The sequence below is a fragment of the Enterococcus lactis genome (assembly GCF_015751045.1).
GTDB classification, from domain to species: Bacteria; Bacillota; Bacilli; order Lactobacillales; family Enterococcaceae; genus Enterococcus_B; species Enterococcus_B lactis.
This window is the reverse complement of record NZ_BNJW01000003.1, coordinates 84,398-108,941: the sequence shown is the minus strand read 5'-3', so window position 1 is coordinate 108,941 and position 24,544 is coordinate 84,398. Positions and strand designations below refer to the sequence as shown.

Genomic DNA, 24,544 nt, shown 5'->3' with positions numbered 1-24,544 from the left:
AAATAAAAAGTAGAGTCTACATAGTCTGGATAATACACAGAAGGAAAAGGAGATTACACAACGCATGGCCAATTTGATTCGTTCACTTATCGAAAATGATAAGAAAGAACTAAAACGTTTAGATAGCATTGCAAAAAAAGTTGAATCATACGCTGACCAAATGGCAGCATTAACTGATGAACAATTACAAGCAAAAACTGCTGAATTCAAGAGCAGATACCAAAAAGGAGAAACATTAGATCAATTACTTCCGGAAGCTTTTGCAGTCGTTCGGGAAGCAGCAAAACGTGTATTGGGGTTATATCCATACCACGTACAATTAATGGGTGGGATCGTGCTTCACGATGGGAATATCCCTGAAATGCGTACTGGTGAAGGTAAAACCTTGACTGCAACGATGCCGGTGTATCTGAATGCGTTGACTGGCGAAGGGGTCCACGTAGTTACCGTCAATGAATATTTAGCAACCCGTGACTCGACGGAAATGGGCGAGCTTTATAATTTCTTAGGATTGACAGTTGGGTTGAATATCAACTCAAAATCTTCGGATGAAAAACGCGAGGCTTATAATTGCGATATCACTTATAGCACGAATAATGAATTAGGATTTGACTATTTGAGAGACAACATGGTCGTTTACCGTCATCAAATGGTACAACGTCCGCTGAATTATGCCATTGTCGATGAAGTTGACTCGATCTTGATTGATGAAGCGAGAACGCCGCTGATCATTTCAGGGCAAGCAGAAAAATCAACAGCTTTATATACAAGAGCAGACAACTTCGTGAAACGTTTGAAAGAAGAAGAAGATTATAAAATCGATATACAATCAAAAACAATCAGTTTAACTGAAGCAGGGATCGAAAAAGCTGAAGAAACATTCGGTTTGGACAACTTATATGACATTGAAAATACTGCATTGACCCATCACTTGGATCAAGCATTGAGAGCCAACTACATCATGCTTTTAGACATCGATTATGTTGTTCAAGATGGAAAAGTATTGATTGTTGACCAATTTACGGGTCGGATCATGGATGGACGCCGTTATTCAGATGGTCTTCATCAAGCTATCGAAGCTAAAGAAGGCGTAGAGATCGAAGACGAAACGAAAACGATGGCGACGATCACTTTCCAGAACTATTTCCGTATGTACAAGAAACTTGCGGGGATGACTGGTACAGCTAAGACAGAAGAAGAAGAGTTCAGAGAGATTTATAATATTCAAGTATACCAGATTCCGACAAACCGTCCGGTCATCCGTGACGATCGACCAGATTTGCTTTACCCAACATTACAAAGCAAGTTCCATGCTGTCGTACAAGATATCAAAGATCGCTACCGCAAAGGACAGCCTGTCTTAGTCGGAACTGTTGCAGTTGAAACATCTGAGTTATTATCAGATATGCTGAATCAAGAACGTATTCCTCATGAAGTACTGAATGCGAAAAATCACTTTAAAGAAGCAGAAATCATCATGAATGCGGGTCAAAAAGGTGCAGTGACGATTGCTACCAACATGGCTGGTCGGGGAACAGATATCAAGCTAGGGCTTGGCGTAAGAGAACTTGGTGGCCTAGCAGTTATCGGGACAGAACGACATGAATCTCGTCGTATCGATAACCAGCTTCGAGGACGTGCAGGACGTCAAGGAGACCCTGGTATGTCACAATTCTACTTGTCTTTAGAAGATGATTTGATGAAACGATTCGGTTCAGAACGAATCAAAGCTTTCTTAGATCGAATGAAGATCGGTGACGAAGATGCTGTGATCCAAAGCAAGATGCTGACGAAACAAGTAGAAGCTGCACAAAAACGCGTAGAAGGAAACAACTACGACACACGTAAGAACGTCTTGCAATACGATGACGTGATGCGTGAGCAACGTGAAGTAATCTATAAACAGCGTCAAGAAGTGATCATGGAAGAAAAAAGCTTATCTAAACCACTGATGAATATGGTCAAACGGACAATCAGTCGTGTGGTAGATGCGCATACGCAATTAGAAAAAGAAAATTGGAATTTGGAAAGTATCGTCGATTTTGCTGGCAGCACGCTTGTCCATGAAGACAGTATTTCCCTTACAGATATCGAAGGAAAAACCTCTCAAGAAATCAAAGAATATCTAAACGAACGAGCACAAGAAGTATTCAATACCAAAGCAGCTCAATTGAACGGACCAGAGCAACTGCTTGAATTTGAAAAAGTCGTGATCTTACGTGTCGTGGACTCTAAATGGACAGATCATATTGATGCAATGGACCAATTACGTCAGTCAATCGGCTTGCGTGCCTATGGTCAAAACAATCCATTAGTCGAATACCAAACAGAAGGTTATAAGATGTTCGAAGATATGGTAGGTGCCATTGAATATGAAGTCACTCGTATCTTCATGAAAGCTGAGATCCGTCAAAACGTACAACGTGAGCAAGTTTCTCAAGGAACAGCTTCTCACTCAGAAGATGGAGATGCCAAAGAAAACAGTAATACTAGCGCGAAAAAACAACCAATCCATGTGAACAAGGTTGGTAGAAATGATCCTTGTCCTTGTGGAAGCGGGAAAAAATATAAGAACTGTCACGGAAAAGATGCAAACTAATTTCTGACAGCAGGATTGGTGAGACAAATTCTTTTTTAAAGAATTTGTCTCACCTTCTTTCTGTTATTTGACGATTCTGTTAGACTAGATATAATAAAAAAAGTATAGTGAAAGAAGGAAAAAAACATGGAAATATCCGAAATTCGAAATCTCCTGACAGAAATGCAGGAAAAGGTCACAAGCTTCAGGAGGTCTCTTTGACTTAGACCAGCTGGAAGAAGACATTGCGGAAGCAGAAGCAAAAATGGCTGAACCTGGTTTTTGGGATGATAGCGAAGCTGCTCAAAAAGTGATCAGTGAAAACAATGCAAATAAAGAAACTTATGATCAATTCCATTCTCTTGCTGAAGAACTGGAAGAAATCGAATTGATGGTGGAGATGTTGCAGGAAGAACCTGATGCAGCAATGCAAGAAGAAGCAGAAACACGTATCAATGCGCTAGATGAAAAAATGAAGACGTATGAATTATCTATGTTGTTAGATGGTCCTTATGATCGAAACAACGCCATCGTCGAATTGCATCCAGGGGCTGGCGGAACGGAGTCCCAAGACTGGGGCAGCATGCTTTTACGCATGTATACACGCTGGGCAGAGCAGCATGGGTATCAAGTAGAGACACTAGATTATCAAGCAGGCGATGAAGCAGGAATCAAGAGTGTGACCCTACTGATCAAAGGACACAACGCATTTGGCTATCTGAAATCAGAAAAAGGTGTTCATCGCCTTGTACGTATCTCGCCTTTTGACTCAGCAAAACGTCGTCATACTTCTTTTTGTTCGGTAGATGTGATGCCAGAGCTTGATGAAACGATCGATATAGAAATCAATCCAGATGATTTGAAGATCGACACATATCGGGCAAGTGGTGCAGGTGGTCAGCACATCAATAAGACAGAATCCGCTGTACGAATCACTCACTTGCCTACAGGAACAGTAGTAGCGAGTCAGGCACAACGTTCACAATTGAAAAACCGGGAACAAGCGATGGGGATGCTGAAAGCTAAGCTTTACCAATTAGAAGTGGAAAAGAAAGAACAAGAAGCAGCTGCACTGAGAGGAGAACAAAAAGAAATCGGCTGGGGATCACAGGTCCGTTCTTATGTTTTCCATCCATATTCTATGGTAAAAGACCATCGGACAAACGTAGAGACAGGAAATGTCCAAGCTGTTATGGACGGAGATCTTGATTTATTTATTGACGGCTATTTGAAAATGCATCTGCAATAAGAGCCCTTTGTTAAATTGAAATAAAATTGTAAGATTTTGCAAGCAAGTTGAAACATTGCCATGCTATAATAGCTAAAGACTGAAAAAGATATGGAGAGAACGCCATGATTGAAATGAAGGATGTAATGAAGAAGTACTCAAACGGTACCACTGCTATCCGCAATCTCTCGATTGTCATCGAACAAGGAGAGTTTGTGTATGTTGTTGGTCCGTCTGGAGCTGGTAAATCTACATTCATCAAATTGATGTATCGAGAAGAAAAAGCTTCAAAAGGAACTTTGAACGTCGCAGGTCATGATCTAATAGCCATCAAAAACCGCGAAGTTCCTTATCTACGCAGAGAAATCGGCGTGGTATTCCAAGACTATAAATTATTACCAAGAAAAACAGTATATGAAAATGTTGCGTACGCCATGCAAGTTATCGGCAGAAAACCTCGGGATATCAAAAAACGAGTAATGGAAGTGCTGGATCTTGTTGGTTTGAAACACAAAGTCCGAGTCTTTCCTAGCGAATTATCTGGTGGGGAACAACAACGTGTTTCTATTGCCCGAGCAATCGTAAATACACCTAAAGTACTTATCGCGGATGAACCGACAGGGAATCTAGATCCGGAAAACTCATGGGAAATCATGAAACTATTAGATCGGATCAATGCACAAGGAACAACTGTCGTGATGGCTACACATAACAGTACGATCGTAAATACGATTCGACACCGAGTAATTGCTATCGAAAACGGCCGCATTATTCGAGACCAAGCGGAAGGGGAATATGGATACGATGATTAGAACCTTTTTCCGCCATTTATTAGAAAGTATCAAGAGTTTGAAACGTAACGGCTGGATGACAGTAGCTTCGGTCAGTGCGGTAACGATCACGTTGACTTTAGTTGGTGTGTTCATGGCGGTCATCATGAACGCAACCAAACTAGCACAAGATATAGAAGGAAACGTGGATGTATCTGTGTTCGTAGACATTGGTACAAAAGACGAAGAGATGAAAAAACTAGAAAAAGAATTAAATGACTTAGATCATGTCAAAAAAGTCGAATTTTCAAGCAAAGAACAGGAATTGAAGAAAATCCAAAAAGAAATGGGTGATTCTTGGAAATTGTTTGAAGGGGATAATAACCCGTTATATGATGTATACGTAGTAAGTGCTACCGATCCTTCTTATACAAAACAAGTATCAGAAAAAGCGGCAGATTTGAAGAATGTTTCCCGTTCTGATTACGGTGGGCCTTCCTCAGATCGGATTTTCCAAATTGCTGGTGCAGTTCGAACATGGGGATTAGTTGCGGCGGCATTGCTGTTGTTTGTAGCAATGTTTCTCATTTCTAACACGATTCGGATCACGATTTTATCTAGACAGCGTGAAATTCAAATCATGCGTTTAGTAGGAGCAAAAAATGGATATATCCGCTGGCCATTTTTCCTTGAAGGTGGTTGGATCGGCTTAATCGGTGCCATTCTTCCGATACTGATCATTACATTTGGTTACGCATGGTTTTACCAATTGATCAATCCGTCATTATTACGATCTCATTATTCATTGATCCATCCAGAAAATATCGTTTGGAAAATCAATCTTTTGATGGTCGGTATTGGTGTGATCATTGGTTCACTCGGCTCGATCATCTCTATGAGACGTTTCTTGAAATTCTAGTGTCACAAGATAAATATAATCAGAAAGTTGGACGATTTCGTTCCAGCTTTCTTTTTTTATCAGCTAGGTGGAGTAAATGGGGCGGCTTTTTTCTCTTTACTTTAAAAAACAACTTGGGTATTCTTAAGTTGGTAGAAAAAGAGGTGAAGCCGTGAAGATTATCGTTGACAATTTTTTTACGATCCTTTTGATTATGAATATTTTGCTTTCCTTTATTATCGTTTTTCGAGAAAGAAAGGAAACTGCGCAAACATGGGCATGGCTGCTCGTTTTGATGTTCATTCCAGTTGTAGGATTTATTTTATATATTTTTTTAGGAAGAGGGATTTCCAAAGAGAAAATCTTTGATTTGAAGATCCAAGGGAAAATCGGTAAGAATCTAGAAATCGAAGAAGATAAACAAGCATTGATGCGAGGACTTTATCCTCATCCGCCTACTGGACAAGTAGATGTGAAACAATTGATCTATATGCTTACTGTATTTGAAAGTACGCTTTATACGACTAAAAATGAAATCACTTTATTTACAGATGGTCGTGAAAAATTCGATGCGCTGATCGAGGATATCAAACAGGCAGAAGACCATATCCATTTCCAATATTATATTTACCGCAGTGATACATTAGGTGAAGAAGTTCGAGAGGCATTGACAGAGGCAGCAAGACGCGGAGTAAAAGTCAGAGTCCTTCTTGATGCATGGGGTTCCACACAAGTTTCTTCTAGTTTTTTTCAGAATTTGAAAAAAGCAGGTGGAGAAGTCGCATTTTTCTTTCCTCTATTCGTTCCGTATATCAATCCTCGAATCAATTATCGCAATCATCGTAAAATCGTAGTGATTGATGGGAAAATCGGATATACAGGTGGGTTCAATGTTGGAAACGAATATCTAGGATTGGTAAAGAAATTTGGTTATTGGCGAGACAATCATCTGCGTATCTATGGAGAAGCGGTTTACACCTTGCAAAACCGTTTTTTGATGGACTGGAATTCTCAGCATACAAAAGAAGTAGGATATTCACCGGAATTTTTCCCGACCATTCATTCTACAGGTGATATGGCTGTTCAAATCGTGACAAGCGGACCAGATACCGAACATGAGCAAATCAAAATGACATATTTGAAAATGATTTCGTTAGCCAAACGGGAGATATTGATCCAAACGCCGTATTACATACCGGATGGATCGATTCATGAGGCATTGAAGTTGGCTCTTCTCTCAGGCGTAAAAGTCCATATCCAAATACCTAACAAACCAGATCATCTTCTCGTTTACTGGGCAACGTATTCTTTCGCTGCAGAGCTGATCGAGTATGGGGCAAGAATCGAAACATATGAAAATGGATTTATCCATGCAAAGACGATGATTATCGATGGCGGCATCGTTTCCGTTGGTTCAGCTAATATCGACGTTCGCTCATTTAGATTGGATTTTGAAGTCAATACACTGATCTATGATGAACGAATGGCTTCTCGCGTAAGAAAAGCATTCTTTGAAGATTCAAAGATTTCGACGCATCTCACAAAAGAAGTGTATGAAAACCGAGGGATGATGATCAAGATGAAAGAAGGATTAGCAAGACTGATTTCGCCGCTCCTTTAAAATACAAAAAGGACAGGAGAGCCATCAATAGATGGAAATCTCGTGTCCTTTTTTCTCGGGGCCATTTCTGAGAGTACGTCAGAAATGGAGAAAGCGTCTCGCATGAGCGAAATTAACTTTGGGGTATCTCTTGTTTTTTGGGGAAAGCAAGAAATAAGCTAATATATGCTATTAAAAGAGACACATTTCAAAGCCAGTATAGCATAGAAACTTTTAATGAGATAGCTTTTTTTGCAATTATGAGAATTTATTTTGTTATTTAATGGTTTTGATTCGTTTTCATCAAGTAATGAAAATGATAGAATAGACATACTTTAGGATTAAAGGAGATTTCTAATGAAAAAACTAAAATTATTCTTACCAATAATAGGATTAGCTATTCTTTTATCAGGCTGTTCAAAGTGGATTGATCGAGGAGAATCCATTACTGCAGTTGGCTCTTCTGCCTTACAGCCTTTAGTAGAAACGGTTGCTGAAACCTACCAGACAGAAAATCCTGGAAAATTCATCAATGTACAAGGGGGCGGAAGCGGAACTGGTTTGTCTCAAGTACAGTCAGGAGCAGTCGATATCGGAAATTCTGATTTGTTCGCGGAAGAAAAATCAGGGATTGATGCTTCGGCATTAGTCGATCATCGAGTAGCAGTTGTTGGAATCACTCCTATTGTGAACAAGGATATTGGCGTAAAAGATATCAGTATGGAGAACCTGAAAAAATTATTTACGGGCGAGATCAAAAACTGGAGTGAAGTCGGTGGGAAAGATCAGCCAGTAGTTATATTGAACCGTGCATCAGGAAGCGGGACCCGTAGTACGTTTGAAAAATGGGTATTGGACGGAGAAACAGCTGTTCAGGCACAGGAACAAGATTCAAGCGGAATGGTGCGCCAAATCGTTGCAGACACACCCGGAGCAATCAGCTATGTTGCTTTTTCTTACGTTTCCGATGATGTGGATACGTTGAACGTTAACGGTGTGGAACCAACAGATGAAAATGTGACAACGAACAAATGGACGATTTGGGCATATGAGCATATGTACACAAGAGACCATCCAAAAAAACTGACAAAAGAATTTTTAGACTATATCTTATCTGATGAAGTACAAGATAATATTGTCGGAGAGCTAGGCTATATCCCTGTTTCACATATGAAAGTTGAACGTGATTGGCAAGGAAACATTGTTAAACAGTAATCTTTACACAAAATTTACAAACTTATCTAAACTTTTACATGTTATTAAAACCAAATTGATGTTCAATTTGTACACTGAGTGAGTATGTTAAACCTGATTAAGGGGGAGTCATCTGTGGAAGATGTGAAAAAAGTATTATTAACAAAATCAAAACGTTCAAAAATGGAACAGCGCGGAAAATTTATTAGTTTTTTATGTATCGCGCTGATCGTGTTGGTTGTATTATCTATTTTTTATTTTGTCGCTAGTAAAGGTTTGGCCACCTTTTTTACTGATAAGATCAATGTATTTGATTTTCTGTTTGGTACAGATTGGAATCCGAGCCAAATCGGAGCAAATGGGAAACCAATGGTAGGGGCATTGCCTATGATCACAGGTTCATTTATTGTGACTTTTTTATCAGCTATCGTTGCCACACCATTTGCTATCGGAGCAGCAGTATTTATGACGGAGATTTCTCCTAAAAACGGAACGAAGATCTTGCAACCGGTCATCGAACTACTTGTAGGTATTCCATCTGTCGTTTACGGATTTATCGGTCTATCTGTTATCGTTCCTTTTGTTAGAAGTATCTTTGGCGGGACAGGGTTCGGTATCTTAGCTGGTACATTTGTGTTATTCGTTATGATCTTACCGACTGTCACAACGATGACTGTGGATGCATTAAAGGCAGTGCCACGGCACTATCGGGAAGCTTCATTAGCGCTAGGTGCCACAAGATGGCAAACAATCTACAAAGTGGTGCTGCGAGCAGCAGTGCCCGGGATTTTAACAGCAGTCGTTTTTGGTATGGCTCGTGCGTTTGGCGAAGCCTTAGCTATCCAAATGGTTATTGGTAATGCGGCATTAATGCCAACAGGACTTACTACTCCTGCTTCTACATTGACGTCCATCTTGACAATGGGAATCGGAAATACAATCATGGGAACAGTTGAAAATAATGTGTTATGGTCATTAGCGCTGATCTTGCTATTGATGTCATTATTCTTTAATATCGTGATCCGTATGATTGGGAAGAAAGGAGAGCTGAAATAATGAACGCAAAACGCTCAGATAAAATTGCTACAGGTGTTCTATATGTGGTTTCAGGGATCATCGTATTGATCTTAGCAGCTTTATTACTTTATATCTTAGTTCGAGGAATACCGCACATTTCATGGTCTTTCTTGACTGAACCTTCCAAAGCCTACCAAGAAGGCGGTGGTATCGGGATTCAACTGTTTAACTCGATTTATTTGCTTTTGATTACCATGATCATCAGTTTTCCTATTTCTTTAGGTGCGGGTATCTATCTTTCAGAATATGCCGGAAAAAACTGGCTGACAGACGTGATCCGTACGTCTATCGAGATCTTGAGTTCTTTGCCTTCTGTTGTTGTCGGTTTATTCGGTTTCTTGGTTTTCGTTATTCAATTCCAGTATGGTTTCTCAATCATTTCTGGTGCATTGGCTTTGACCGTATTCAACCTGCCTCTTTTGACTCGAACGGTCGAGGAATCTTTACAAGCGGTCCATTACACACAACGAGAAGCTGGATTGGCGTTAGGTTTGTCACGCTGGGAAACAGTGATAAAAGTGGTTGTTCCAGAAGCAACACCAGGAATTTTGACTGGTGTGATCCTAAGTTCAGGAAGAATTTTTGGTGAAGCTGCCGCATTGATTTATACAGCTGGTCAAAGCGCGCCAGCATTAGATTTTACGAACTGGAATCCATTAAGTGTTTCTAGTCCGATTAGCATTTTCCGCCAAGCTGAAACACTGGCTGTCCATATTTGGAAGATCAACACAGAAGGTACGATGCCTGATGGTGTTTCTGTTTCGGCTGGTGCTTCTGCCGTGTTGATCATTGCTGTTTTACTGTTCAACTTCGGCGCTCGTGCGATTGGCAAACGATTATACCGAAAAATGACTTCAGCCTAAGGAGAAGAAGTAAGATGAAAAAATATAATTGGAATGAAACAAATGTCATTACCATGCCAAAAGAGAAGGAAGTAGCATTATATACGAATGATCTGCATGTTTGGTATGGCGACAATGAAGCAATCAAGGGAGTGGATCTAGAGTTCGAAAAAAATAAGATCACTGCATTGATTGGCCCCTCTGGCTGCGGAAAATCCACGTATCTTCGTTCTTTGAATCGTATGAATGATGGGATCGCTAATACGAAAATCACTGGAAAGATCATGTATAAAGACGTGGATATCAATGCGCCTCAAGTGGATGTTTATGAAATGCGCAAACGGATAGGCATGGTGTTCCAACGCCCCAACCCTTTTAGCAAATCGATTTATGACAATATAACTTTTGCTTTGAAACAACATGGTGAAAAAAACAAGAAGAAATTAGATGAAATCGTTGAAACAAGCTTGAAACAAGCAGCTTTGTGGGATCAAGTAAAAGATAGCTTGGATAAAAGTGCTTTGGCTTTATCTGGCGGACAACAGCAACGTTTGTGTATCGCTCGTGCAATTGCGATGAAACCCGATATCTTGCTGTTAGACGAGCCGGCAAGTGCCTTGGATCCTATTTCGACAGGAACGGTTGAAGAAACACTTGTAAACTTGAAAGAAGACTACACGATCATCATCGTGACGCATAATATGCAACAAGCAGCTCGTATCAGCGACTACACTGCCTTTTTCTATCTAGGAAAAGTAATGGAATATGACAAAACAAACAAGATATTTACCAGACCAAAAATTCAGGCAACCGAAGATTATGTGTCCGGTCATTTTGGTTAAGACGGAGGCCTCAACATGACAAAAGAAATTATCTCATCCAAAGATCTTCATCTGTATTATGGAAAGAAAGAAGCACTAAAGGGAATCGATCTAAGTTTCAATCAAGGTGAAATCACAGCGATGATCGGTCCTTCTGGTTGCGGGAAATCTACCTATCTACGTTCGTTGAATCGAATGAACGATCTGATTCCAAATGTAACGATCACCGGAAGTGTTTTATATAAAGACAAAGACATCTATGGTCCGAAAACAGATGTTGTTGAACTAAGAAAAGAAATCGGCATGGTGTTCCAGCAGCCAAATCCATTTCCTTTTTCTATTTATGAAAATGTCATCTATGGATTGAAGTTAAAAGGAGAAAAAGATAAAAAAGTCCTTGATCAAGTAGTGGAAGAAAGTCTGAAGGCAGCGTCTGTTTGGGAGGATGTGAAGGATAAACTGCATAAAAGTGCCTTGTCTTTATCCGGTGGGCAGCAGCAGCGTGTATGTATCGCACGTGTTTTGGCAGTGAATCCCGAAATCATCTTATTGGATGAACCAACTAGTGCACTTGACCCTGTTTCTACTGGGAAAATCGAAAGTATGCTGTTAGAATTAAGAGAGCGGTATACGATGATCATCGTGACCCACAATATGTCTCAAGCTTCACGTATTTCAGATAAGACGGCATTCTTTTTAGATGGTCACTTGATCGAATACAACAATACGAAGAAGATATTCATGAATCCAGAAAAACAAGAGACAGAAGATTATATTTCAGGTCGATTTGGATAAGGAGGAAACGGAATGCTACGTACACAATTTGAAGAAGAATTGCTGAATCTCCATAATCAGTTCTACGAAATGGGGATGATGGTGAGCAGCGCTGTGCACAAGTCAGTTCGTGCATACATCAAACACGATAAAATCTTAGCTCAAGAAGTTATCGAAAACGATATAAATATCAATAATATGGAAACGCGTTTGGAGAAAAAAAGTTTTGAAATGATTGCATTGCAACAGCCAGTTACAACTGACTTGCGTATGATTATCACGGTCATGAAAGCTAGCTCTGATTTAGAACGTATGGCCGATCATGCGGTGTCCGTTGCTAAATCTACAATCCGCGTAAAAGGACAGACGAGAATACCGGAAATCGAAAAAGAGATCTCCGATATGTCCGATTACGTGAAAAAAATGGTGGACAACGTCCTAGTTGCATATGTCAAAACAGACGAAAAAGACGCGCGTACGATCGCCAATATGGATCAAAGAGTCAATGACTATTTCAATCGAATCTATAATGCAACCATCAAAAACATGCAAGAAAATCCTGAAACAGTCATCAGTGGAACAGACTATTTGAATGTTGCCAGTTATCTAGAACGAATCGGAGACTATGTGACAAACATCTGTGAATGGATCGTCTACTTGGCTACAGGGAAAATCACTGAGTTAAATACGAACCACAATGAGATTTTCTAAACTGAAGTTGTGATTCTGCTGTTTATTTAGGAAAAGAGGTTGTGAAATCAGCGTTTTGTCCTGAGTATTAGAGAAACAAACGGTAAAATAGTTCCTCATATTTTGCCGTTTTTTGAGCTAATACCGAAGGTCAGCTGATTGAACACCGTTTATTCTGGAAAAGGGTTTGTGACAAAACATGTCACAAACCCTTTTCATTATTCCAATAGAAAGGATAAAGAATGCAAAAAAAGATTAGCATCATCATCACTCTATTTTTTATTTGTATACTTGCTTCATGGTTTATTCAGCGTCAAGCTGCTCTATATGACGTACCTGTTATCGAGATCGAAAGAGTGAGAATAGAAGAGGATCAGCAATTGATTACAGGAAGATTGATGAACACGGACCAAAAAGGAGAAGTGATTTCTTTATCGGCTCCTTATCAAAAAAATCAAATCGAAACAGCAAATATAACAACAAGACAAATCTATCTTGTCCAAATGCATGGAGATGAATGGCAACTAGTAGCAAAAAAAAATGATGGCTGGCTTTTTTTCTTTACAAGTATCTTCATTGGCACCATGTTGCTTATTGGTGGAAAACAGGGTGTATTTGCTTTGGGAAGTCTCATCGTCAACATCGTTTTACTTTTACTTTTGTTGCTCCTCTTTACCAAAACAGAAGGTATTTCTCTCTTAAATATAGCAATCTTATTTGTCGTTATAGGGATAATCGTTAGTATATTGGCGTTAGACGGATGGAATAGAAGCAGTATAATCAAAATTTCGGCTGCAGTTACAAGTGTTTTTTTAGCATTTTTTATTTGTCTTTTGACAATGAATCATTGGAAAGATCAAGGACTGCGCTATGAAGAACTGAATTATCTGACACGACCGTATCGTTCTGTTTTTCTTTCCAGCGTGCTGATTGGGACAGCTGGAGGGACACTGGATACCGTGATCACAGTCATTGCGACATTAGAAGAATTGACCAAGCAACAACCGAAAATATCAGCGAAACAGTTATGGCTTTCAGGAAGGCAAGTGGGCCGAGATGTGATTGGTTCGATGGCTAATATCCTTTTATTCGTCTATATCAGCGGAGCGATTCCATCGCTTCTGTTATATTTAGGAAATCAATGGTCTTTCAAAGAAACGGTAGAACAACATTTATCATTAGAATTTTTACGCGTCATTGCTGGCAGCTTAGGAATAGTATTATCAATCCCCATCGCGGTCCTCTTTTTTCTCGCTGTAAGGAGGTTAAAAAAATGAATGTACTTATTATACTTGTTGGGATTTTTGCAATTAGTGTGCTATTTGTCGGTGGTACGCAAGGTATGTATATTCTTTTAGGATTATTCATTAATTTAGGAATCTTTTTCCTATTATTATTCGGCTATCATCAGAAGTGGCCGATATTGGTATTGTCGATTATAGGATTCCTATTGATCGCTGTGGTTATCTTATTTTTTATCAACGGTTATAATCTGAAAATGCGAGCCGCTTTTGCCAGTATACTGATCTTTTTGTTTTGTTTCCTACTATTGATTCCTATCACTGATTTTTTAGCGATCCAAGGGTTTACTTCGATAGAACTAGAAGAACTATCTGGCTTAGATAAGACGTTAGCAATTGATTTTAGACTACTTGCGAGGTCGTTGCTTCTCATCAGTCTTAGCGGTGCTGTTTTAGATGCGAGTGTAGCGATTTCTAGTGGAACATTCGAAGTATATCAGGCAAATCCGCATTTGTCTTTTAACCAATTGCGCCATGCTAGTTTTGCCATTGCTAAAAAAATATTGGCGTCAACAGTGATGACTCTTCTTTTTGCGTTTATGGGGAGTTCTTTAGCGTTGATTCTTTGGTTCATTGATTTAGACATTCCTTTTCAGCAAATAATCAATGAAAAATCATTTGTCTTGGAATATACGATGGCTATCCTTACCACATTGGCCGCACTACTTGTCCTGCCCTTAACTTGCGTGACTACAGCATATCTCTTTACAAAAAAGAAGGAACATCTCAAGATGGAGTAAAAGTTACAACTTAAGTCCTATGACATTTTTACTGAATCAGTGCATAATATGGATGTAAGGAAAAGCTTGCAAACAATTTTGCTTAAGGAGGCAATTTCCATGAAAGAAAGAGAACGTATTTTAGACTTAGTGAAAAAAGGAATCCTTTCGACTGAAGAAGGCTTAGATTTATTAGAAAGCATGGCAACTGAAAAAGACGAAAAACAAATCAAAAAAGAAGCAGACAAGGTAACTGCTAGTCATAAAGAAAAAGATCAGGCAAGTCAATTGATCGATGAACTTGAAAACGGTGAAGAAAGAATTTCTGAGCCAGTTGATCCAAAAGAAAAAGAAAGACAAGATCAAGAAAACTTAGAAAAGATCTTAGATGAACTAGCAACTGAAGCGAATAAAACTTCGGCGCGTCTAGACGAAGTAAATGCTCAATTCGCTGACAATAAGGCAGCACGTAATGAGAAACAGGAAGCATTGATGCAGCTGAATACAAAAGAAGAATTAGGCGAGTTGACAGAAGAAGAATTAGCACAGCGTCAAACGTTAGAAGCAGAAATCAAAGAGTTAGAAGCAACCGGCGATACACTATTAGAAGAACAATTGAAGCTGGAAGCAGAATTAAAAGATATCCGCAAGAACCAATGGTCTGAGAAAAAAGAAACATTTACGGATAAGTTTGAATTGCCAGATGATTGGAAAGATCAAGCGACAGATACGCTGAATCAAGTAGGCGAAAAAATGTCAGAAGCTGGATCACAGTTAGGCAAATTCTTGAAGAAAACATTCCAAACTGTTTCAGAAACAGTAAATGATAACATGGAATGGAAAGATGTCAGCTTACGCGTCCCTGGAATTGCGACAACGAAATTTGAACATGAATTTTACTATGAAGCTCCTGCAGCAAGTATCCTTGATATCAAGGCAGCAAACGGAAACGTGACGTTAAAAACGTGGAACAGTGATGATGTGAAAGTGGAAGCCAAGATCAAACTTTACGGAAAAATGGGTGCTGAACCATTTGAAGCATTCTCTGAACGGAGCCAGATCGAGGTCAATGAAGATCATATTTCCTTTCAAATTCCAAATAAGCGTGTGCGTGCAGACCTTGTTTTCTACTTACCTAAACGAGTATACGACCATGCAGCTATCAAACTTCTAAATGGCAACATCATGATTGAGACATTGGAAGCTAAAGATATTTATACAAAATCTACGAATGGGAACATCATCGTGAACCAATTAACTGCAACGATGCTGGAAGTAGAAGGTGTAAACGGCAATATCGATATTCGAAACGGGAACATCTTAGATTCTATTATCGAAACAGTAAACGGTACAGTGACATTTGGTGCCACACCAGAAAACCTTTCTGTGTCTTTAGTAAATGGTGATGTACGTCTTACGATTAAAGAAGATAATTTGAAAAAAGTAGAAGCAAGTTCAGTGAACGGGAATGTCAAAGTTGCTTTACCAGATAGCATCGGTTTGGAAGGACACGCTAAAACAAGTCTTGGAAGCATCAACAGCCGTCTGTCCAATTACGAAGTAGTTCGTGAGAAAAAAGAACGGACAAACCAAATGTTGCAATTCCGTCGTGTTTCAGATGATGAGATCGCACAAGTGCAGCTTTCAACGACAACAGGAAGTATCTATTTAAAAGATACAGATAAATAAAGAGGTTGTGAAAGAGATGTTCAGCCTTGAGCAATAAGAAGCGATTTTTTAAAATAGCTTCCCCTATTTTAAAAAATTGTGCCTTATTGCCGATAGGCTATCTCTTGAACACCGATTAAGAAGAAGGTTGTCACAACGATTTTCTTCATTTAAAATAGTAGAACAGAGGTGAGACATGATGAAAAAAAAGTTGACAAAATCCAATAAAAATGTTGTTTTGACAGGTACTTTAGCAGGGATTGGGGAATATATCGGGATTGATCCCACTGTTATCCGTGTGCTTTATGTATTCTTAAGCTTAGTTGCTTTTGGAAGTCCAATCATTTTATACATTTTATTAGCTTTGATTATCCCATCTGCGCGTTCTGCACGAACAAACTATGGACATAACAATGCATATTATGAAAAAAACAATTATCGTGAACAAACAAAAAAACGCAAAGAAGCGGAAAAAATCGATGATGACGAATGGAGTGACTTTTAATGTCGTACTTTCAGCGTATTTTGGTTAATACGTTAACATTCATATCGTTGGCTGTTCTTTTTCCTGCGATGGTCCATGTGAGCAGTATTTGGACGGCCGTTCTTGCCAGCTTCGTATTATCTGTGTTGAACATGTTTGTCAAACCGATTTTGACGATCCTGTCCCTGCCCTTTACATTAGTCACATTGGGATTGTTTACGTTTGTTATCAATGCAGCGATTCTTAAAATGACTTCCTTTTTTGTAGGAGCAGAACATTTTAGTTTTTCTTCATTTGGTGCAGCGTTATTCGTAGCTATCTTGATGTCACTTGTCAATGTAATTGTTAGTGAACATAACAGCAGAAAATAAAAAAAGCTGTGCCGAGATCTCGGCGCAGCTTTTTTGTTTAGAATAAAGAATGCGTTTTCTATTACATTGGTAATTAAATAAAAACGTTTTTTTTAATTGGTAGTACTTTTGGCTAGACAATGATAAAATGATAGAGAACACTCTAATAGAAATGAGGTAGCATGAATGTCAGAAGTTGTAAAAGTTAGCCAATTAGTAAAAAAATTATCTTTGGAAATCGTCACAGGCGACGAGAAAAGTTTAGACCGCGTCATCGTGACTGGGGACATCTCACGCCCAGGACTAGAGTTGACCGGTTATTTTAATTATTATTCCCATAATCGTTTACAGCTATTTGGCAGTAAAGAAATCAGTTTTGCGGAACGGATGATCCCAGAAGAGCGTTTGATCATTATGAGAAGATTATGTAGTGAAGATATGCCCGCATTTATTATTTCAAGAGGATTGCCGGCTCCGGAAGAAATGATCCAAGCAGCCAATGAAAATGGGATAGCTGTGCTGCGTTCGCCTATCTCAACGTCCCGGCTGCTAGGTGAATTATCTAGTTATTTAGATGGGCGCTTAGCCCCTCGAACAAGTGTCCACGGTGTGTTAGTCGATGTCTACGGATTAGGTGTACTAATTCAAGGGGACAGTGGGATAGGGAAAAGTGAAACGGCGTTGGAACTGATTAAGCGCGGACATCGATTGATCGCAGACGATCGAGTAGATGTCTATCAGCAAGATGAACTGACGGTAATCGGAGAACCTCCTAAAATCCTGGAACATCTGATTGAGATTCGAGGGATCGGTATCATAGATGTAATGAATCTTTTCGGTGCGAGTGCGGTACGAGGCTCTATGCAAGTCCAGTTAGCTGTTTATCTAGAAGCATGGGCGAAAGATAAGAAATACGACCGTCTGGGCTCTGAAGACACGACCGTTGAAATCGCGGAAGTGGGCATTCCACAAATAAAAATCCCTGTCAAAACAGGACGAAACGTTGCAATCATCATTGAAGTAGCCGCGATGAATTTCCGCGCGCGTACAATGGGCTTTGACGCAACGAAAACATTTGAAGAAAGATTAAGTCGCTTGATTGAAGAAAACTCAGGCAATGACTAGCAAGGAGTGACAATATGTTAGCACAAATCAATCGAGTTGCTTTTGAGCTTGTAGGAATTCCTATCTACTGGTATGCATTGATTATCGTATCAGGAATCATTATTGCCATGTGGCTCAGCAGCAGAGAAGCTGTTCGGGTAGGATTAAAAGCAGATGACGTGACAGATTTTATGTTGTGGGGATTGCCGATTTCCATTATTGGTGCCCGCTTGTATTATGTTTTATTCGATCTTCCCCAATATATAGCTGATCCAATCCAGATATTCAATATCCGTTCAGGAGGATTAGCGATTTACGGGGGATTGATTGCAGGTGCAATCACACTGTACTTTTTTACCAAATATCATTTTATTTCTTTGTGGACCTTTTTAGATATCGCTGCACCAAGCGTATTATTGGCGCAGGCAATCGGACGATGGGGAAATTTCATGAACCACGAAGCGTATGGTCCAGACACGACACGAAGTTTCTTAGAAAGTCTGCATTTACCGCAATTCATCATTGATAACATGTATATCGAAGGAATCTATCGACAACCAACCTTTCTTTATGAATCACTTTGGAGTTTGATTGGATTTATTCTGCTTTTGGTTTTGCGGAAGAAACCACATCTTTTGAAAAAAGGAGAAGTCCTTTTATGTTATCTAATGTGGTATAGTTTCGGACGTTTCTTTATCGAAGGGTTACGCACAGACAGCCTTTACTTTTTAGGTGTGATCCGCATTTCTCAATTATTGTCTGCTGTTTTATTTGTCGGCACATTGATTCTGTTTATTTGGCGTAGAAAAAAAGGAAATTTACCGGATTATGACCGCTCATTAGGAAAAAATCAACAAATTATTTGATTTTTAGAGCGTTAAAAATGAAAAAAATTTCAGGAGTGGTAAAATGAATTATAGAGTAGCGGTTTTAGGACCAGGCTCTTGGGGGACTGCTTTAGCACAAGTCCTCGCTGAAAACGGACATGACGTTCGGATTTGGGGACATCGTGCTTCACAAGTAGAAGAAATCAACACCCAACACACCAATCAACGTTATTTACCAGATCATCATCTACCCGATTCCATCCGAGCATTCACCGATATGGAAGATGCAGTAAAAGATGCAGATGCGGTACTATTCGTTATCCCAACGAAAGCGATACGTTCTGTTGCAAAAGAACTAGTTGCCAAATTGAATACGAAGCCAGTGATCATCCACGCAAGTAAGGGATTAGAACAGGGAACGCATAAAAGAATCTCTGAAATCTTGTTAGAGGAAATCCCGACAGAAAAAAGAAAAGCTGTTGCTGTTCTTTCTGGGCCAAGCCATGCGGAAGAAGTAGCAAAGCATGACATTACGACGATCACAGCGGCAAGCACAGATGTAAAAGCAGCAAAATATGTACAAGAGCTGTTCATGAACCATTATTTTCGAATCTATACCAACCCTGATGTGATTGGTGTAGAGATGGGAGCAGCTTTGAAAAATATTATTGCCATTGGAGCTGGTGCTATTCACGGCTTAGGGTTTGGCGATAATGCAAAAGCGGCAATCATGACGCGCGGATTAGCTGAGATCAGCCGTTTAGGTGTAGCAATGGGTGCCAACCCACTGACCTTTATTGGCTTAAGCGGAGTAGGTGATCTAGTCGTTACTTGCACAAGTGTTCATTCCAGAAACTGGCGCGCAGGCAACTTGTTAGGACAAGGTCAGCCTCTAGAAGAGGTGCTAGCCAATATGGGAATGGTTGTTGAAGGTGTGAATACTACTCAAGCAGCGATGGAACTAGCCCAAATGATGGAAATCGAAATGCCCATCACTCAAACAATCTATGAAGTGCTGTATGAACAAAAAGAAATCAAAACAGCCGCAAAAGAAATCATGTTACGTGATGGGAAAAAAGAAAATGAATTCTCATTAACAATTTTTTGAAGGAGCGAATGTATATGAAAGTAAAAAAAGCAGTTATTCCAGCAGCAGGATTAGGAACAAGATTTTTACCAGCAACAAAGGCGATGGCAAAGGAAATGTTGCCAATCGTGGACAAACCAACGATCCAATTCATCGTTGAAGAAGCGTTGAAATCAGGAATCGAAGACATCTTGATCGTTACAGGAAAAGCTAAACGACCAATCGAAGATCACTTTGATTCAAATATCGAATTAGAAACAAACCTAAGTGAAAAAGGAAAAACCGAATTATTGAAATTAGTAGAAGAAACGACAGATGTCAATTTGCATTTCATCCGTCAATCTCATCCAAAGGGGTTAGGACACGCCGTTCTTCAAGCAAGAGCCTTTATTGGAAATGAACCGTTTGTCGTTATGCTAGGCGATGATATCATGGAAGACGAAGTACCATTGACACAGCAATTGATCGATGACTATGAGCGTACACACGCTTCTACGATTGCCGTTATGCAAGTTCCTCACGATGAAACTTCAAAATACGGAATCATCAACCCAGGGGAAGTACTGGAAGATGGGTTATACAATGTCAAAAACTTTGTTGAAAAACCAGATCCAAGCAAAGCACCAAGTGATTTAGCTATTATTGGGCGTTACTTATTGACTCCAGAAATCTTTGATGTATTATCAGAACAACAACCAGGTGCTGGAAATGAGATCCAACTAACTGACGCAATCGATACGTTGAATAAAACACAACGCGTATTTGCCCGTAAATTCACAGGTAAACGTTATGACGTTGGTGACAAATTTGGTTTTATGAAAACAAGTATTGAATATGGTCTGACACATCCAGAAGTAGGGGCACCTTTGCGTGAATACATCATGTCTTTAGGTAAAACATTAGAAGCAGAAGGAAGCAAGATCAATCATAATCCAAAAGGAATAACAGAAATCAAAGAAGAAAAGAAAAAATAATCTTTTTTTCTAACGAGCTTCAGCTGCTAATTGAATAAAAAGTAGTTGAAGCTCGTTTTTATTTGTTTAAAAAACACGAAAATGCTATCCTTATAGAAAAGAGAGACAAGAAGGGAGTTTGATCATGTCAGGAGGAGAAATTGCAGGATTGATCGCAGCAATCGCCTTTGCGATACTTGTCGTTTTCATCGTTCGCGTATTGTTGCAAGTTTCCAAAACTTTAGAAAAAGTAGACCAGACTGTCGCAGAAGCAAATACGACAATTGAGATCGTCACACAAGACGTAGATCTTTTATCTAGACAAGTAGAAGGCTTGCTAGTCAAAAGTAATGAGCTGCTCTTGGATATCAATGGAAAAGTCGCAACGATCGATCCATTGTTCACAGCAGTTGCTGATTTAAGTGAAAGTGTATCGGAACTTAATCATTCTAGTAAAAACATCGTGACGAAAGTCGGCGGAATCGGAAAAACGACAGCTAAAGCGACTGTTGCCGGAAAAGTCGGTGGAACAGCGATGAAATTTTTTAAAAACAAAAAACATACTGAAACGACAGGAGGAAAATAAGAATGGCTAAAAAAGGTGGATTTTTATTAGGTGCAGTAGTTGGAGGTACAGCCGCAGCAATCGCCGCATTATTGTTAGCACCCAAATCTGGTAAAGAACTTCGGGATGAATTGGCTGCTCAAGCAGATGATTTGATGGACATGGCTTCAGATTACACAGATATGGCAAAAGAAAAATCATCTGAGTTAACAGGTATTGCAAAAGAAAAAGCGCAAGATCTTTCTCAACAAGCAGGGGATCTAGCAGGCAATGTTAAGCAGAAGGTAAGTGAATCAGCAGAGGAAGCAGGAAGTGAATCAGATGATATCTTGTTAAACCTCAAAGAACAATCAGCTGATTTATCTAATCGTTTCAAAAAAACAGCAGAAGATCTGAAAAAGCCAGCAGACGAATTAGGTAGTATTGCTAAAGATACTTCAGAAGATATCATGATCGATGTAAAAGATGCTGCAGATAAAGCAGGAGAGACGGTCAATGAAGGAATGTCAGAAGCAAAACCAGTTGCAGATGACACAAAAGAAATGTTGAAAATGGCAAAAGAAGATGCAAAAGAAGCTAAGAAAGAAATGAAAGATACAATGACAGATTCGACTACCAATCACTAAGATTACTCATTTCTAGAATAAAAAAGGTGAGAGCGGACCAGCTCTCACCTTTTTTATTTTCATTACTCTAAAACAAGTAATTCTTTTGGTGTAGTCGTGAATGGCACACAACCATCACTTGTCACATACACACAATCTTCGATACGTACCCCTACTTTTTCAGGAATATAGATTCCTGGTTCAAGAGAGAAGCACATCCCTTCTTCAATCACTAAGTCGTTTCCTTCTACAAGAGAAGGGAATTCGTGGACGGTTGTTCCGATTCCGTGACCTAAACGGTGATTGAAATATTCGCCGTAGCCATAGCTGTTGATCACGTTTCGTGCGATTTGATCAAGTTCACCTGCTGTCACACCTGGGCGAACTGCCTCTTGTGCGGCAAGCTGTGCTTCAAGAGTGATGTTATAGATTTTTTCTTGGAATTCAGTTGGTTTTTGATAAGCAACTGTACGAGTAGCATCACTGCAATAGCCATTCCAAATAACGCCAAGATCGAATAACACTAGTTCATTTGGTGAAACCTTCGTGCTTCCTGGTGTACCATGAGGGCTTGCAGCATTTGCTCCTGCAAGGACTAATGTGTCGAAAGACATTTGTGAAACACCTTGTTTTTTTAATTGGTATTCGATTTCTGCGATAATTGCTTGTTCAGTTACGCCTTCTTTTACTGTTTTGAAGCCAATTTCAAAGGCAACATCGGCCCATTTACCAGCTTCGATCAGTTTGTCTTTTTCTTCTACCGTTTTGATCAGTTGCAGACGCTGGATAATAGAAGTTAGATCGGTGTAAGAATCTGTACCTGTCAAGATATCAGAGATAGCATCGAAGCGATCGACAGTCAGAGCATTCTTTTCAATACCTACATTACCAGGTTGCCCATAGCGTGCGCGAAGCTCTTTTCCGATGATCTCCCAAGGATTTTCGCTGTCTAAGTAGCCACGTACATCGTACGTCCAGCTGCTGTTTTGAGCATCTTCAACTTCCAGAGCAGGAGTGAAAAGGAAAGGATCTTGTTCCAGAGGGATAAAAAGAGCTAGTACACGCTCGTGAGGATCACTTTCATATCCGGAAAAGTAAGCGATGTGGCCAGGGTCGCTGATATAAGCCAATTCTACTTGGTGTTGTGCCATCCATTGACGTAGTTCATTGATTTTTACGTTATTCATTTAGCAACCTACTTTCTAAATTAATTTTGTATTCAATAATTGTACCACTGATTGATTAAAAGACCAACGTTCTTAAAACTGAAAAAAGTAAAAATTTTCATGAAAACAGAGATAAAACGGTTGCAATTGTTGAGATTATTTGATATCCTATTTTAGAAATGTAAGACGTATTTTCAGAAAACATATAAAATATGAATAGGAGAACACAAATGGAAAAGCAAACAATCACTATCTATGATGTAGCGAGAGAGGCAAATGTTTCGATGGCTACTGTTTCACGTGTCGTAAATGGCAATCCAAACGTCAAACCAGCAACAAGAAAAAAAGTCTTGGAAGTTATCGATCGCTTGGATTATCGTCCAAATGCAGTCGCACGTGGCTTGGCAAGTAAGAAAACAACAACAGTTGGGGTAATCATTCCTGATGTCAGCAATATGTTCTTTGCCTCTTTAGCACGTGGTATCGACGATGTGGCAACAATGTACAAATACAATATCATCTTAGCAAACTCAGATGGCAACGATCAAAAAGAAGTCAATGTATTGAATAATTTATTGGCTAAGCAAGTGGACGGCGTGATCTTTATGGGTCACCATATCACAGACGAAATCCGTGGAGAATTTTCACGTTCAAAAACGCCTGTTGTACTAGCTGGTTCCATTGATCCAGATGAACAAGTAGGTAGCGTAAACATTGATTATGTATCAGCAACAAAAGATGCAGTAAATAAATTAGCAAAAAGCGGCAATAAAAAAATCGCTTTTGTCAGCGGTGCGCTGATTGATCCTATCAATGGCCAAAACCGTTTGAAAGGCTATAAAGAAGCATTAAGCGAAAACAATCTACCATATAGCGAAGGATTAATCTTTGAGGCACAATACAACTTTAAAGATGGTCTGTCTCTAGTTGACCGGATCCATAATAGCGGTGCAACAGCTGTCTATGTTTCAGACGATGAATTAGCCATTGGTATCTTGGATGGTTTATTAGACCGTGGCGTAAAAGTACCAGAAGAATTCGAAATCATCACAAGCAACAATTCTTTACTGACAGAAGTAGCTCGTCCTCGTTTGACAAGTATCACACAACCATTATACGATTTAGGAGCGGTATCCATGCGCCTATTGACGAAAATGATGAATAAAGAAGAAGTCGAAGAAAAAACGATTATCTTGCCTTATGGAATCGAAGAAAAAGGATCAACTAAATAATAAAAGATCAA

24 protein-coding genes are annotated in these 24,544 nt (G+C 39.5%); 23 read left to right on the top strand and 1 reads right to left on the bottom strand.

Annotated features, from left to right (window positions below; genetic code table 11):
• The first annotated feature begins 64 nt into the window (after positions 1-64).
• From secA to KFO35_RS02320, 22 genes are all read left to right on the top strand, one after another.
• Positions 65-2,599 carry a preprotein translocase subunit SecA gene (gene secA / locus KFO35_RS02425; protein WP_002308589.1) on the top strand — a complete coding sequence of 845 codons (2,535 nt, stop codon included), beginning with the start codon at positions 65-67 and terminating at the stop codon, positions 2,597-2,599.
• A 126-nt stretch (positions 2,600-2,725) separates the two neighbouring features.
• A protein-coding gene (gene prfB / locus KFO35_RS02420) for a peptide chain release factor 2 (protein ID WP_176747395.1) occupies positions 2,726-3,827 on the top strand; the annotation gives its coding sequence in 2 pieces (ribosomal slippage) (positions 2,726-2,797 and positions 2,799-3,827; 1,101 coding nt in all).
• A 104-nt stretch (positions 3,828-3,931) separates the two neighbouring features.
• The gene (gene ftsE / locus KFO35_RS02415) at positions 3,932-4,618 is read left to right on the top strand and encodes a cell division ATP-binding protein FtsE (protein ID WP_002292768.1); all 687 of its coding nucleotides are present in this window, start codon (positions 3,932-3,934) and stop codon (positions 4,616-4,618) included.
• Positions 4,611-5,495: a permease-like cell division protein FtsX gene (gene ftsX, locus KFO35_RS02410; RefSeq protein ID WP_280515002.1), complete on the top strand. Its 885-nt coding sequence runs from the start codon at positions 4,611-4,613 to the stop codon at positions 5,493-5,495. Before ftsE ends, ftsX begins: the two co-directional genes overlap by 8 nt.
• A 151-nt stretch (positions 5,496-5,646) precedes the next feature.
• A complete protein-coding gene (cls, locus tag KFO35_RS02405) occupies positions 5,647-7,095 on the top strand; it encodes a cardiolipin synthase (RefSeq protein ID WP_060806678.1) in 1,449 nt (482 codons plus the stop codon).
• A 336-nt stretch (positions 7,096-7,431) separates the two neighbouring features.
• Positions 7,432-8,289 carry a phosphate ABC transporter substrate-binding protein PstS gene (locus KFO35_RS02400; protein ID WP_002314679.1) on the top strand — a complete coding sequence of 286 codons (858 nt, stop codon included), beginning with the start codon at positions 7,432-7,434 and terminating at the stop codon, positions 8,287-8,289.
• A gap of 114 nt (positions 8,290-8,403) precedes the next feature.
• Positions 8,404-9,324 carry a phosphate ABC transporter permease subunit PstC gene (gene pstC / locus KFO35_RS02395; protein ID WP_002292761.1) on the top strand — a complete coding sequence of 307 codons (921 nt, stop codon included), beginning with the start codon at positions 8,404-8,406 and terminating at the stop codon, positions 9,322-9,324.
• On the top strand, positions 9,324-10,208 hold the full coding sequence (gene pstA, locus KFO35_RS02390) for a phosphate ABC transporter permease PstA (protein WP_002292759.1): 885 nt from the start codon (positions 9,324-9,326) through the stop codon (positions 10,206-10,208). The genes pstC and pstA overlap by 1 nt, the downstream gene beginning before the upstream one ends.
• A 14-nt stretch (positions 10,209-10,222) precedes the next feature.
• The gene (gene pstB, locus KFO35_RS02385) at positions 10,223-11,029 is read left to right on the top strand and encodes a phosphate ABC transporter ATP-binding protein PstB (protein WP_002292758.1); all 807 of its coding nucleotides are present in this window, start codon (positions 10,223-10,225) and stop codon (positions 11,027-11,029) included.
• Positions 11,030-11,044: 15 nt separating this feature from the next.
• Positions 11,045-11,803: a phosphate ABC transporter ATP-binding protein PstB gene (gene pstB / locus KFO35_RS02380; RefSeq protein ID WP_070704315.1), complete on the top strand. Its 759-nt coding sequence runs from the start codon at positions 11,045-11,047 to the stop codon at positions 11,801-11,803.
• A gap of 12 nt (positions 11,804-11,815) precedes the next feature.
• The gene (gene phoU / locus KFO35_RS02375) at positions 11,816-12,493 is read left to right on the top strand and encodes a phosphate signaling complex protein PhoU (RefSeq protein WP_002289490.1); all 678 of its coding nucleotides are present in this window, start codon (positions 11,816-11,818) and stop codon (positions 12,491-12,493) included.
• Positions 12,494-12,714: 221 nt separating this feature from the next.
• The gene (locus tag KFO35_RS02370; RefSeq protein WP_002292755.1) at positions 12,715-13,749 is read left to right on the top strand and encodes a YibE/F family protein; all 1,035 of its coding nucleotides are present in this window, start codon (positions 12,715-12,717) and stop codon (positions 13,747-13,749) included.
• The gene (locus tag KFO35_RS02365) at positions 13,746-14,513 is read left to right on the top strand and encodes a YibE/F family protein (RefSeq protein ID WP_002292754.1); all 768 of its coding nucleotides are present in this window, start codon (positions 13,746-13,748) and stop codon (positions 14,511-14,513) included. The genes KFO35_RS02370 and KFO35_RS02365 overlap by 4 nt, the downstream gene beginning before the upstream one ends.
• A gap of 99 nt (positions 14,514-14,612) precedes the next feature.
• Positions 14,613-16,181 (top strand): daptomycin-sensing surface protein LiaX, encoded by a 1,569-nt coding sequence (gene liaX / locus KFO35_RS02360; protein WP_070704312.1) that lies wholly within the window; start codon positions 14,613-14,615, stop codon positions 16,179-16,181.
• A gap of 175 nt (positions 16,182-16,356) precedes the next feature.
• Positions 16,357-16,665, top strand: a complete 309-nt coding sequence (locus KFO35_RS02355) for a PspC domain-containing protein (RefSeq protein WP_002292752.1) — start codon at positions 16,357-16,359, stop codon at positions 16,663-16,665.
• Positions 16,665-17,015 carry a phage holin family protein gene (locus tag KFO35_RS02350; RefSeq protein WP_002303620.1) on the top strand — a complete coding sequence of 117 codons (351 nt, stop codon included), beginning with the start codon at positions 16,665-16,667 and terminating at the stop codon, positions 17,013-17,015. The genes KFO35_RS02355 and KFO35_RS02350 overlap by 1 nt, the downstream gene beginning before the upstream one ends.
• A 165-nt stretch (positions 17,016-17,180) precedes the next feature.
• Positions 17,181-18,119, top strand: a complete 939-nt coding sequence (gene hprK, locus KFO35_RS02345; protein WP_002289568.1) for an HPr(Ser) kinase/phosphatase — start codon at positions 17,181-17,183, stop codon at positions 18,117-18,119.
• 14 nt (positions 18,120-18,133) lie between these two features.
• Positions 18,134-18,964 (top strand): prolipoprotein diacylglyceryl transferase, encoded by an 831-nt coding sequence (gene lgt / locus KFO35_RS02340; RefSeq protein WP_002308605.1) that lies wholly within the window; start codon positions 18,134-18,136, stop codon positions 18,962-18,964.
• Positions 18,965-19,007: 43 nt separating this feature from the next.
• Positions 19,008-20,033 (top strand): NAD(P)H-dependent glycerol-3-phosphate dehydrogenase, encoded by a 1,026-nt coding sequence (locus tag KFO35_RS02335; RefSeq protein ID WP_002308606.1) that lies wholly within the window; start codon positions 19,008-19,010, stop codon positions 20,031-20,033.
• Positions 20,034-20,047: 14 nt separating this feature from the next.
• The gene (galU, locus tag KFO35_RS02330) at positions 20,048-20,986 is read left to right on the top strand and encodes a UTP--glucose-1-phosphate uridylyltransferase GalU (RefSeq protein WP_002308607.1); all 939 of its coding nucleotides are present in this window, start codon (positions 20,048-20,050) and stop codon (positions 20,984-20,986) included.
• 124 nt (positions 20,987-21,110) lie between these two features.
• Positions 21,111-21,551 carry a DUF948 domain-containing protein gene (locus KFO35_RS02325; protein ID WP_002308608.1) on the top strand — a complete coding sequence of 147 codons (441 nt, stop codon included), beginning with the start codon at positions 21,111-21,113 and terminating at the stop codon, positions 21,549-21,551.
• Between the two features lie 2 nt (positions 21,552-21,553).
• Entirely contained in the window at positions 21,554-22,156 is a 603-nt protein-coding gene (locus tag KFO35_RS02320; protein ID WP_002308610.1) for a YtxH domain-containing protein, read from the top strand.
• Between the two features lie 62 nt (positions 22,157-22,218).
• On the opposite strand, the gene KFO35_RS02315 is transcribed toward KFO35_RS02320, so the two are convergent.
• Positions 22,219-23,322: an aminopeptidase P family protein gene (locus tag KFO35_RS02315; RefSeq protein WP_010727054.1), complete on the bottom strand. Its 1,104-nt coding sequence runs from the start codon at positions 23,320-23,322 to the stop codon at positions 22,219-22,221.
• A 209-nt stretch (positions 23,323-23,531) separates the two neighbouring features.
• Here KFO35_RS02315 and ccpA point away from each other — a divergent pair, with 209 nt between their 5' ends.
• Complete coding sequence (gene ccpA, locus KFO35_RS02310; RefSeq protein ID WP_002291653.1) at positions 23,532-24,533, top strand: catabolite control protein A; 1,002 nt, start codon at positions 23,532-23,534, stop codon at positions 24,531-24,533.
• Positions 24,534-24,544 lie beyond the last annotated feature (11 nt).

Bases quoted from the DNA above. Each gene is read 5' to 3' on its own strand.
- KFO35_RS02335 (WP_002308606.1), top strand. From the start codon at position 19,008: ATGAATTATAGAGTAGCGGTTTTAGGACCAGGCTCTTGGGGGACTGCT.
- lgt (WP_002308605.1), top strand. From the start codon at position 18,134: ATGTTAGCACAAATCAATCGAGTTGCTTTTGAGCTTGTAGGAATTCCT.
- ccpA (WP_002291653.1), top strand. From the start codon at position 23,532: ATGGAAAAGCAAACAATCACTATCTATGATGTAGCGAGAGAGGCAAAT.
- secA (WP_002308589.1), top strand. From the start codon at position 65: ATGGCCAATTTGATTCGTTCACTTATCGAAAATGATAAGAAAGAACTA.
- KFO35_RS02370 (WP_002292755.1), top strand. From the start codon at position 12,715: ATGCAAAAAAAGATTAGCATCATCATCACTCTATTTTTTATTTGTATA.
- hprK (WP_002289568.1), top strand. From the start codon at position 17,181: ATGTCAGAAGTTGTAAAAGTTAGCCAATTAGTAAAAAAATTATCTTTG.
- pstA (WP_002292759.1), top strand. From the start codon at position 9,324: ATGAACGCAAAACGCTCAGATAAAATTGCTACAGGTGTTCTATATGTG.
- KFO35_RS02350 (WP_002303620.1), top strand. From the start codon at position 16,665: ATGTCGTACTTTCAGCGTATTTTGGTTAATACGTTAACATTCATATCG.
- ftsX (WP_280515002.1), top strand. From the start codon at position 4,611: ATGATTAGAACCTTTTTCCGCCATTTATTAGAAAGTATCAAGAGTTTG.
- KFO35_RS02325 (WP_002308608.1), top strand. From the start codon at position 21,111: ATGTCAGGAGGAGAAATTGCAGGATTGATCGCAGCAATCGCCTTTGCG.
- KFO35_RS02320 (WP_002308610.1), top strand. From the start codon at position 21,554: ATGGCTAAAAAAGGTGGATTTTTATTAGGTGCAGTAGTTGGAGGTACA.
- pstB (WP_002292758.1), top strand. From the start codon at position 10,223: ATGAAAAAATATAATTGGAATGAAACAAATGTCATTACCATGCCAAAA.
- KFO35_RS02400 (WP_002314679.1), top strand. From the start codon at position 7,432: ATGAAAAAACTAAAATTATTCTTACCAATAATAGGATTAGCTATTCTT.
- phoU (WP_002289490.1), top strand. From the start codon at position 11,816: ATGCTACGTACACAATTTGAAGAAGAATTGCTGAATCTCCATAATCAG.
- ftsE (WP_002292768.1), top strand. From the start codon at position 3,932: ATGATTGAAATGAAGGATGTAATGAAGAAGTACTCAAACGGTACCACT.
- KFO35_RS02365 (WP_002292754.1), top strand. From the start codon at position 13,746: ATGAATGTACTTATTATACTTGTTGGGATTTTTGCAATTAGTGTGCTA.
- liaX (WP_070704312.1), top strand. From the start codon at position 14,613: ATGAAAGAAAGAGAACGTATTTTAGACTTAGTGAAAAAAGGAATCCTT.
- KFO35_RS02355 (WP_002292752.1), top strand. From the start codon at position 16,357: ATGATGAAAAAAAAGTTGACAAAATCCAATAAAAATGTTGTTTTGACA.
- pstB (WP_070704315.1), top strand. From the start codon at position 11,045: ATGACAAAAGAAATTATCTCATCCAAAGATCTTCATCTGTATTATGGA.
- KFO35_RS02315 (WP_010727054.1), bottom strand. From the start codon at position 23,322: ATGAATAACGTAAAAATCAATGAACTACGTCAATGGATGGCACAACAC.
- galU (WP_002308607.1), top strand. From the start codon at position 20,048: ATGAAAGTAAAAAAAGCAGTTATTCCAGCAGCAGGATTAGGAACAAGA.